Source organism: Variovorax sp. P4_D9, assembly GCF_056401695.1.
Genome location: NZ_JBFUIU010001203.1, coordinates 1 through 2,084, shown reverse-complemented (window position 1 = coordinate 2,084; position 2,084 = coordinate 1). Strand labels below are relative to the sequence as shown.

The 2,084-nt window shown below is 66.0% G+C and carries 3 protein-coding genes; all 3 read left to right on the top strand.

Annotation, left to right across the window (positions count from 1 at the left end; genetic code table 11):
- The coding region (locus AC1DY5_RS53000; RefSeq protein WP_478122245.1) for an ABC transporter substrate-binding protein at positions 1-720 on the top strand (720 nt) is incomplete at its 5' end.
- A gap of 15 nt (positions 721-735) precedes the next feature.
- Positions 736-1,665: an ABC transporter permease gene (locus tag AC1DY5_RS52995; RefSeq protein ID WP_478122244.1), complete on the top strand. Its 930-nt coding sequence runs from the start codon at positions 736-738 to the stop codon at positions 1,663-1,665.
- The coding region (locus tag AC1DY5_RS52990) for an ATP-binding cassette domain-containing protein (protein ID WP_478122243.1) at positions 1,665-2,084 on the top strand (420 nt) is incomplete at its 3' end. The genes AC1DY5_RS52995 and AC1DY5_RS52990, both read left to right, overlap by 1 nt.

Below are 2,084 nucleotides of genomic sequence, written 5' to 3'. Positions count from 1 at the left end.
TACGTCGGCGAGCGGCCCGACGTGATCGTCGCGATCGCGACGCCCTCGGCGCAGGCCGTGGTCGCGGCGAGCAAGGACATCCCGATTGTCTACAGCGCGGTCACCGACCCAGTCGCGGCCAAGCTGGTCAAGGGCTGGGAGGCTTCGGGCACCAACGTTACGGGCGTGTCCGATCTCTCTCCGCTGGACAAGCACCTCGAACTGATCAAGCGGGTCGTTCCCAACGCGAAGCGCGTCGGCGTGATCTACAGCCCGGGCGAGGCCAATTCGGTGGCGATCATCGAGGCGCTGAAGAAGGCCGTGCCGGTCGCGGGCATGACGCTGGTGGAAGGCGCCGCGGCGCGCACCGTCGACGTTGCGAGTGCGGCGCAGAGCCTGGTCGGCAAGGTCGATGTCATCTACGCGCCCACCGACAACAACGTGATGTCGGCATTCGAGGGCATCGTCAAGGTGGCCCAGCAGGCGAAGATCCCTGTGGTCGCGGCGGACACCGACGCGGTCAAGCGCGGCGCCGTCGCGGCGCTGGGCCTGAACTACTACGACATCGGTCACCAGACCGGCAAGATCGTGGTGCGCATCCTCCAGGGCCAGGCGGCGGGCACGATCGCCTCGCAGACCAGTAACWCCTTCGAACTGCACGTCAATCCGGGCGCTGCGCTGAAGCAGGGCGTGACGCTGTCGGACGAGCTCGTCAAGTCCGCGCAAGTGGTGGTCAAGTAAACGGGCATCGCCAACATGTCGCTCATTGCTTCACTGGGTGCCATCGAAATCGGTCTGATATTCGGACTGGTCGCGCTGGGCGTCTTTCTCTCGTTCCGCATCATCAATTTCCCCGACCTGACGGTCGACGGCAGCTTCCCGCTCGGCGGTGCTGTTGCCGCGGCGCTGATTGTCGCGGGCTGGAACCCGTTTGCCGCCACTGCGGCGGCCATCGTCGCCGGCGCGCTGTCGGGCTATCTCACCGCGTGGCTCAACGTGCGGCTGCGCATCATGCAGCTGCTCGCCAGCATCCTGGTGATGATYGCGCTCTATTCGGTCAACCTGCGCGTCATGGGCAAGCCCAACATTGCGCTGATCGACGAGCCCACGGTATTCAGCCTGCTCGAATTCGGCGGTCTGCCGGACTACGTCCTCAAGCCGCTGGTGCTGCTCGCGATCGTGGTCGCCGCCAAGGTTCTGATCGACCTGTTCTTTGCGTCGGAAGTCGGCCTGGCCATGCGCGCCACAGGTGGCAATCCGCGCATGGCACGTTCGCAGGGCATCTCGACCGACCGGCTGACGGTGTGGGGCCTTGCGTTGTCCAACGGGCTGGTCGCGCTGGCCGGGGCCTTGTTCGTGCAGAGCCAGGGCGGCGCCGACATCTCGATGGGCATCGGCACGATCGTGGTCGGCCTGGCCGCCGTGATCATCGGCGAGACCATCCTGCCGGCGCGCAGCCTGGTCGTCACGACGCTGGCTTGCGTTCTCGGGGCCGTGCTCTACCGCTTCTTCATCGCGCTGGCGCTCAACAGCGACTTCATCGGCCTGAAGGCCCAGGACCTGAACCTGGTGACCGCCGTGCTGGTCGCGTTCGCGCTGCTCGTTCCCACCTACAAGCGCAAGCTGGCTGGCCTATGGCCCGGCGTGCGCGCCAATCCGACGCACGTCGTGAAGGAGGCCAAGTAATGTTGCGCGCCAAAGGTCTGGAAATCACTTTCAACCCCGGCACCCCGATCGAGAACCGGGTGCTGCGCGGGCTGGACCTGAACATCCCCACAGGACAGTTCGTCACCGTGATTGGCTCCAACGGAGCCGGCAAGTCGACCTTCCTGAACGCAGTGAGCGGCGACCTCGCGGTCGACCGCGGCAGCATCCAAATCGACGACAGCGACGTCACCCGCCGCTCGGCATGGCAGCGCTCGGACCTGGTCGCGCGCGTCTTCCAGGACCCAATGGCCGGCACCTGCGAAGCGCTCACGATCGAGGAGAACATGGCGCTGGCGTGGAAGCGCGGTGCGCGCCGCAGCTTCGGCTTCTCGCTGACGCGCAAGCTGCGCGAGCTGTTCCGCGAGAAGCTGAGCATCCTCAACCTCGGGCTCGAGAAC